Below are 6786 nucleotides of genomic sequence, written 5' to 3'. Positions count from 1 at the left end.
TGTGGCACCGCGCGAAACCTCACGCGTTGAACCAGCCTTGCGCGTCGCCGCTGAAGGAGAAATACAGGCCTGCCGTCGTCAGCGCGCAAGAGACGATCTCGATGGCGCTGTCGAGCTCCATGCCCTTCTCCCCGATGATCTGGCCGAGCGAGATCACCGACAGCACGAGCGCCGCCGCCAGCACCCAGCGCGGCCAGTTCTTGCGCCAATGCGCAGCTAACCAGACGAAGTAGACCAGGAGCAGGATCATGCCGCCGGCGAGCAAGGTCCCCGTCATGATCATCTGCTCGGTCACCTCGGCACTGGGCGTGCGGTCCTGGACCGCAACGGACAAGGCGTCCAGCATCAACGACGCATAGAGCAGCGCTTCGAAGCGCCGGACATTGCTGGGCACGCTCATCGGATACCGATCTTTTCTTGGTTATTCTCTCGGAAAGTCCAGGCCCATCTCGCGGTAGCGATCGGGATCGTCGCCCCAGTTCTCGCGCACTTTGACGAACAGGAACAGGTGGACCGGCACGTCCAGGATCTGCATCAGCTCCTTACGCGAGTCTGCGCCGATCGACTTGATGGTGGCGCCGCCCTTGCCGAGCACGATCTTGCGCTGGCTCTCGCGCTCGACGAAGATCGTCTGCTCGATCCGCACCGACTTGTCCTTGCGTTCCTCCCACTTGTCGGTCTCGACCGTGGACTGGTAGGGCAATTCCTGGTGCAGCTTCTGATAGATTTTCTCGCGCGTGATCTCGGCCGCCAGCTGCCGCATCGGCGCGTCCGACATCTGGTCCTCGGGGTAAAGGAACGGACCCGCCGGCACCATCTCGGACAGCGTCTTGCGGAGGTCGTCGACGCCGTCGCCCGAGATCGCCGCGATCATGAAGGTCCGCGCGAACTTCATGCGCTCGTTGGCGGCCTGCGCCAGCGCCAGCAGTTTCTCGCGCTGGACCAGATCGACCTTGTTGATGACGAGGATCTTCTCGTGATTGACGCTGGCCGCCTTGGTGAGGATCGCCTCCGCCTCCTCGTCGATCCCGGTCTTGGCGTCGAGCAGCACGCAGACGAGATCGGCGTCATGCGCCCCGCTCCAGGCGGTCGAAACCATGGCGCGGTCGAGCCGGCGCTTGGGCAGGAAGATGCCGGGCGTGTCGACCAGAATGATCTGCGCGTTGTTCTCGATCACGATGCCGCGGATCAGCGCGCGCGTGGTCTGCACCTTGCGCGAGACGATCGTGACCTTGGCCCCGACCAGCGCGTTGACCAGCGTGGACTTGCCGACATTCGGCGCGCCGATCAGCGCAACGAAGCCGCAGCGCGTGGCAGTGGGCGCCTCGCCGCTTGTTTCAGCCGTCATTGCCGCCGCCAACGCCTTCACGTTCGATCATCACTGAAGCTGCTACTTTCTCTGCCGCGCGCTTGCTGCCGCCGATGCCCTCGGCCGGCGCGAGCCCCGGCAGGTCCACCGCGACGCGGAATTGCGGATCGTGGTGCGGGCCGGTGCGCTCGACCTCGCGGTAAACCGGCGTCGGCAGTCCCTTGCCCTGCGCCCATTCCTGCAGCACGGTCTTGGGATCGCGCAAGGGACGGCGCGGCTTGTGCATGCGTTCGGTCCAGTTGCGCTTGACGAACTCGGACGCCGCCGCGTACCCGCCGTCGAGGAAGACGGCGCCGATCACGGCCTCGCAGATGTCGCCGAGGATGGACTTGCGCAGGCGCGCGTCGGCGCTGGAGCCGACCGAGCCGAGCTTGATGTCGTCGAGCAGACCGAGCGACTTGGCGACGTCGGCGCAGCTTTCCTTGCGCACGAGTTCGGCAAGACGCTTGGACAGCTCGCCCTCATCGGCGTTCGGGAACGCGTGATAGAGCATGTCGGAGACGACCAGCCCGAGCACGTGGTCGCCGAGGAATTCCAGGCGCTGATAGCTGTCGCCCCGCTTGCGCCCGGACTTCAGCGCCGAGACATGCGTGATCGCCTGCATCAGCATATTCGGGTCGGCGAAGCTATGGCCGATGCGCGCCTCGAGCGCCGCGTTGGCATCGGTGCCCTTGGCCTTGCTGCTCCGTGTCCGCTTCTTCTTTGCAGGCGTCTTCGCTGCAGCTTCGCTCTCAGGAGCGGCTTGCGCCTCGGTCGGTTGGATCGCGATGTCCTTGGCTTCGTCTTTCATCGGACGATTTTGAAGAACCGATTCCAGCGCACCGCCCACGGCCAGCGCCAGAACATCCAGGCATGCTCGCCTTCGGCGATGGAGAAGAAGATCATCTGGGCGCGGCCGATCAGATTCTCCTGCGGCACATAGCCGACCTGGCCGAGGAAGCGGCTATCGGTGGAATTGTCGCGGTTGTCGCCCATCATGAAGAAATGGCCTGATGGCACGGTGTAGACGTTGGTGTTGTCCACGTAGCCGTTGTCGGCGCAATCGAGCGTCTCATAGGACACCCCGTTCGGCAGCGTTTCCTTCCAGCGCTTCACGCGGGAGATGCCGCCACCTTCCGAGCCGCAGGGCTCCTCGCCGACATATTCGCTCATGCGCTGCCGTTCGACCGGCGTGTCGTTGATGTAGAGCAGCCCGTCCCGCATCTGGATGCGGTCGCCGGGAAGGCCGATCACGCGCTTGATGTAATCGGTGGAATCGTCCTTCGGCAGGCGAAACACGACGATGTCGCCGCGGTTCGGATCCGAGCCCCAGATCCGCCCGGAGAACAGCGGCGGCGAGAACGGAATCGAATAGTGGCTGTAGCCGTAGGAATATTTCGAGACGAACAGATAGTCGCCGACCAGCAGCGTCGCCTTCATCGAGCCGGACGGGATGTTGAACGGCTGGAACAGGAAGGTGCGGATCACCAGCGCGATCAGGAGAGCGTGGATCACGACCCGGATCGTTTCACCGACGCCGCTCTCAGTTTTCGTTCCTGAAGTCACGCTCATTGCTCTCTCAATTCCGCCCGGCGATCACAGAGCGCCCTCCTCCCGCGAACGGCCCACCGGTTCGCGGCGCAAGGAGATTGTCCTGATTCTGATAGTGAGGGCCAATTCCGGCGTAAAGCCGAATTCGCCCAAGCTGATTTTGTGTCCGCGGACTTTTAGACGGTTGTCGGAGGCCACGCAATCAAGGATCGCATCAAAACTGGGTAAGATATTGATTTACAACACAAATCGTAAAATCGCCGGGCCCCCTCAGGGTTTCGGCAGCGGGACGGCGGAAATGATCACGAAGGCCTGCGCCAGCGGCCAGTCGTCGGTGATCGACAGGTCGATCCGCGCCTCGAACCCCTCCGGGGTCAGGGCCTGGAGCCGGGCCAGCGCCCCGCCGGTCAGTTGCATGGTCGGCCGCCCGCCCGGCAGGTTGACCACCCCCATGTCGCGCCACCAGACGCCGCGCCGGATCCCGGTGCCGAGCGCCTTGGAGCAGGCCTCCTTGGCGGCAAAGCGCTTGGCGTAGGTCGCCACCACCATCTTCTCGTTCTTGGCCCGCCGCTCCGCCTTGGCCCGCTCGGCCGCGGTGAAGATGCGATCGAGGAAGCGCTCGCCATGGCGCTCGATCACCTTGCCGACGCGGGTGATGTCGATCAGGTCGGAGCCGATGCCGATGATCATGCCCGGCTCCGGCCGCGGTCCATCGCCGCGCGCATGCAGCGCACCGTCTCGGCAAGACCGACGAACAGTGCCTCGCCGATCATGTAGTAGCCGATGTTGAGCTCCATGATCTCTGGAAGCGCGGCAATCGTCTCCGCCGTCGCATAGTCGAGCCCGTGCCCGGCATGAACCTCCAGCCCGGCGGCCTTCGCCAGCTTCACCCCCGCCACGATCCGCTGCCATTCGGCCTCGGCCTTGGCGGTGTGACCGTCGACCACGGCATCGCACCAGGCGCCGGTATGGATCTCGATCACCGGCGCGCGCAGCCGCGCCGCCATCGCGATCTGGGCGGGATCGGCGGCGATGAACAGGGAGACCCGAATGCCGGCATCGTTCAGCCGGGCGATGTAGGGCGCGAGCGCGTTGTGCTGGCCGACAACATCCAGCCCGCCTTCGGTGGTCACCTCCTGCCGGCGCTCCGGCACCAGGCACACCGCGTGCGGCTTGGTCGCGAGCGAGATGCGCATCATGTCGTCGGTCGCCGCCATCTCGAAATTGAGCGGCCTGGAGATCTCGGCCTTCAGCCGCGCCATGTCCTCATCGCGGATGTGGCGGCGATCCTCGCGTAAATGGGCGGTGATGCCGTCGGCGCCGGCTTCGATGGCCATCAGCGCCGCGCGCACCGGATCGGGATGGCGGCCGCCGCGCGCGTTACGCACGGTTGCGACGTGATCGATATTGACGCCGAGGCGAAGCGGAATTGCGGGCATTTCAGAAACTCACGAAATCGGGGGGACGGACGGCTGCGGAAGACGTCTATCCATTAACACGTTCGACTTTGGCGACGACCGCCTTCGCGCGCAGCTGGGCCAGGATCGCGCTGAGGTGCTTCAGATCGTAGACTTCGAGATCGATCGTCGTCTCCGTGAAATCAGGCGAGCGGCGCTGCATGCTGATGTTGTCGATATTGCCGTCGTGCTCGGCGATCACGGTCGCGATCTGGGCAAGCGCACCGGGCTCGTTGACGTTCTCGACCTTGATGCGGGCGGGGAAGCGCTGCGGCGCGGAGTCCTCGATGTCCCAGCGGACGTCGAGCCAGCGCTCCGGCTCCTCCTCGAAATCCTTCAGGGCCGGCGCCTGGATCGGGTAGATCGTGATGCCCTCGCCCGGCGTGACGATGCCGACGATGCGATCGCCCGGCACGGCGCCGCCATTCGGCGCGAACTTGATCGGGAGGTCGGAATTGATGCCGCGGATCGGGATCGCGACCGGGCTGCGCGGCGGCTCCGACGACTTCTCCTTGAGCTTGGCGGCAAGCCCTTTCTTGACGCCGTAGCGCGCGATGCGCTCCTCCTTGTAGTCGGGGTACATCGCGCGCGCGACGTGGGAGGCCTTGATCTCGCCGCGGCCCACCGCCGCCATCACGTCCTCGATCGAGGTGCGCGCGAGCCGCGGCAGCGCGCCCTTGAGCTTGTCGTCGGCGTATTCGATCTTGGCGCGCTCGAACAGGCGTTCCACGATGCGCCGGCCGAGACCGGCATATTGATCGCGCACCGCAGTCCGCGTGGCACGGCGGATCGCGGCGCGCGCCTTGCCGGTGACCGCAAGCGTCTCCCAGGCCGAGGGCGGCGCCGATTGCGCTTCCGAGGTCAGCACCTCGACCTCATCGCCGTTCTGCAGCTCCGAGGACAGCGGCGCGAACTGGCCGTTGATCTTGCAGCCGACCGCGCTATTGCCGACGTCGGTGTGCACGGCATAGGCGAAGTCGATCACGTTGGCGTGGCGCGGCAGCGCGATCAGCTTGCCCTTGGGGGTGAAGCAGAACACCTGGTCGTGGAACAGCTCGAGCTTGGTGTGCTCGAGGAATTCCTCCGGGTTGGCACTCTCCGAAAGGATGCCGATGGTGTGGCGCAGCCAGGCGAACGCATTGGACTCGCGCTTGAGGAATTCGGTCGGCGAGCCGACGCCCTCCTTGTAGAAGACGTGCGCGGCGATGCCCCGCTCGGCGATCTGGTCCATCGCCTCGGTGCGGATCTGCAGCTCGACGCGCTGGTTGCCGGGGCCGATCACCGTGGTGTGGATCGAGCGGTAGTCGTTCTGCTTCGGCGTCGAGATGTAGTCCTTGAAGCGTCCCGGCACGACCGGCCAGGTGGTGTGGACGATGCCGAGCGCGCGATAGCAGGCCTCGATGTCGTTGACGACGAGGCGGAAGCCGAAGATGTCGGACAATTGCTCGAAGCCGACCGACTTGCGCTCCATCTTGGTCCAGATCGAGAACGGCTTCTTGCGGCGGCCATAGACCCGCGCCCCTAAGCCCCGGTGGCGCAGATTGTTGGAGAGCTGGTCCTCGATCTCGCCGATCAGGTTGCGGTTGCGCTCGGCGAGCGCGTCGAGCCGCTGCATCACCACCGAATAGGCCTCGGGATCGAGGGTGCGGAAGGACAGATCCTCCAGCTCCTCGCGCATTTCCTGCATGCCCATGCGGCCCGCCAGCGGCGCATAGATGTCGAGCGTCTCTTCGGCAATGCGCCTGCGCGATTCCGTCGGCACGAAATCCAGCGTACGCATGTTGTGCAGGCGGTCGGCGAGCTTGACCAGGAGCACGCGGACATCGTCAGCAATGGCCAGCAATAATTTGCGCAGGTTCTCGGCCTGCTTGGCCTCGCGCGACACCAGCTCGAGCCGCTTCAGCTTGGTCAGGCCCTCGACCAGCGCGCCGATCTCCGGCCCGAATATCTGGTCGATCTCGGCCCGCGTCGCTTCGGTGTCCTCGATGGTGTCGTGGAGCAGCGCGGCCACGATGGTGGCGTCGTCGAGCTTGAGGTCGGTGAGAATCGCTGCCACTTCGAGCGGGTGCGAGAAATACGGATCGCCCGAGGCGCGGGTCTGCGAGCCGTGCGCCTTCATGGCGTAGACATAGGCGCGGTTCAGCAAGTCTTCGTTGGTGTTGGGATTGTAGGACCTGACGCGCTCGACGAGGTCATATTGACGCATCATGCGCGCACGCGGCTTGGCCGGGCGCGCGACCGGCGCAGTCGGGGCCACGGCAACCGATTCGGTTGCGGCCTGCATCTGCGTGGATCTGCGGCGCCGATATACCATCCCGTCCTGCCTTCAAACGAGCCCGAGCCGGCCCGCTGTATACATCTTAGCTCCGATCGCGCTTGTGTCCGATCAATTCAGTGACAGGACGCATCGCCAAGTACAACGCATGGTAA

At 65.0% G+C, this 6786-nt stretch carries 7 protein-coding genes; all 7 read right to left on the bottom strand.

Annotation, left to right across the window (positions count from 1 at the left end; translation table 11 throughout):
* Positions 1–19: 19 nt before the first annotated feature.
* The gene (locus tag XH81_RS07245; protein WP_028144377.1) at positions 20–400 is read right to left on the bottom strand and encodes a hypothetical protein; all 381 of its coding nucleotides are present in this window, start codon (positions 398–400) and stop codon (positions 20–22) included.
* Between the two features lie 21 nt (positions 401–421).
* Positions 422–1348, bottom strand: coding sequence for a GTPase Era (gene era, locus XH81_RS07240; protein ID WP_028144378.1), 927 nt, complete (start codon positions 1346–1348; stop codon positions 422–424).
* Complete coding sequence (gene rnc / locus XH81_RS07235) at positions 1338–2159, bottom strand: ribonuclease III (RefSeq protein WP_028144379.1); 822 nt, start codon at positions 2157–2159, stop codon at positions 1338–1340. The genes era and rnc overlap by 11 nt, the downstream gene beginning before the upstream one ends.
* Positions 2156–2920, bottom strand: coding sequence for a signal peptidase I (gene lepB, locus XH81_RS07230; RefSeq protein WP_028144380.1), 765 nt, complete (start codon positions 2918–2920; stop codon positions 2156–2158). Before lepB ends, rnc begins: the two co-directional genes overlap by 4 nt.
* A 249-nt stretch (positions 2921–3169) precedes the next feature.
* A complete protein-coding gene (gene acpS / locus XH81_RS07225; RefSeq protein ID WP_028144381.1) occupies positions 3170–3589 on the bottom strand; it encodes a holo-ACP synthase in 420 nt (139 codons plus the stop codon).
* The gene (locus tag XH81_RS07220) at positions 3586–4338 is read right to left on the bottom strand and encodes a pyridoxine 5'-phosphate synthase (RefSeq protein ID WP_028144382.1); all 753 of its coding nucleotides are present in this window, start codon (positions 4336–4338) and stop codon (positions 3586–3588) included. The genes acpS and XH81_RS07220 overlap by 4 nt, the downstream gene beginning before the upstream one ends.
* Positions 4339–4384: 46 nt before the next feature.
* The gene (locus tag XH81_RS07215; RefSeq protein WP_018320008.1) at positions 4385–6670 is read right to left on the bottom strand and encodes a RelA/SpoT family protein; all 2286 of its coding nucleotides are present in this window, start codon (positions 6668–6670) and stop codon (positions 4385–4387) included.
* Positions 6671–6786 lie beyond the last annotated feature (116 nt).

It is taken from the genome of Bradyrhizobium sp. CCBAU 25360, from assembly GCF_028128695.1.
Taxonomy (GTDB): Bacteria; Pseudomonadota; Alphaproteobacteria; order Rhizobiales; family Xanthobacteraceae; genus Bradyrhizobium; species Bradyrhizobium ottawaense.
Note: the sequence above shows the minus strand (reverse complement) of the source record. Positions and strands in the feature narration are given on the sequence as shown.

What these genes read in the sequence shown, in the direction of transcription:
- XH81_RS07245 (WP_028144377.1), bottom strand. Translation starts at nt 400, where the DNA reads ATGAGCGTGCCCAGCAATGTCCGGCGCTTCGAAGCGCTGCTCTATGCG.
- era (WP_028144378.1), bottom strand. Translation starts at nt 1,348, where the DNA reads ATGACGGCTGAAACAAGCGGCGAGGCGCCCACTGCCACGCGCTGCGGC.
- rnc (WP_028144379.1), bottom strand. Translation starts at nt 2,159, where the DNA reads ATGAAAGACGAAGCCAAGGACATCGCGATCCAACCGACCGAGGCGCAA.
- lepB (WP_028144380.1), bottom strand. Translation starts at nt 2,920, where the DNA reads ATGAGCGTGACTTCAGGAACGAAAACTGAGAGCGGCGTCGGTGAAACG.
- acpS (WP_028144381.1), bottom strand. Translation starts at nt 3,589, where the DNA reads ATGATCATCGGCATCGGCTCCGACCTGATCGACATCACCCGCGTCGGC.
- XH81_RS07220 (WP_028144382.1), bottom strand. Translation starts at nt 4,338, where the DNA reads ATGCCCGCAATTCCGCTTCGCCTCGGCGTCAATATCGATCACGTCGCA.
- XH81_RS07215 (WP_018320008.1), bottom strand. Translation starts at nt 6,670, where the DNA reads ATGGTATATCGGCGCCGCAGATCCACGCAGATGCAGGCCGCAACCGAA.